This window comes from Psychromonas sp. Urea-02u-13 (genome assembly GCF_002835995.1).
Lineage (GTDB): Bacteria > Pseudomonadota > Gammaproteobacteria > Enterobacterales > Psychromonadaceae > Psychromonas.
The window spans coordinates 1-387 of the sequence record NZ_PJBZ01000290.1; the positions used below are offsets into that span (position 1 = coordinate 1).

The 387-nt window shown below is 41.6% G+C and carries 1 pseudogene; it reads left to right on the forward strand.

The window, feature by feature from the left end:
- Positions 1-387 (forward strand): annotated as a pseudogene (locus CXF74_RS21775) (alpha-amylase family glycosyl hydrolase); the annotation flags it as partial.

A 387-nucleotide genomic window follows, 5' to 3' on the forward strand; every position in this document is an offset into this window, starting at 1 on the left:
GGATGATAGATCGCATTCGCCACTTAACGCATGTTTTTTCAATTGAAGTGTGTGCTTATGCCATTATGTCCAATCACTACCACCTTGTTTTATATGTCAATGAAGAGGCATCGTTAGCCTGCTCTGATGATGAAATATGTGTGCGTTGGAGTCAAATATATACGCTTTCATCGCTTGTCGTGCGCTGGCAAAAAGGCGAGTTAACATCAGAGATTCAAAAAGAAGCCGCGCTTGAAATTATTGCAAAGTGGCGTAAACGTTTATCGAGTATCTCTTGGTTCATGCGTTGTCTAAATGAATTTATCGCTATCAAAGCGAATAAAGAAGATAAGTGCAAGGGGCGCTTCTGGGAAGGGCGATTCAAATCTCAAGCCTTGCTTGATGAGA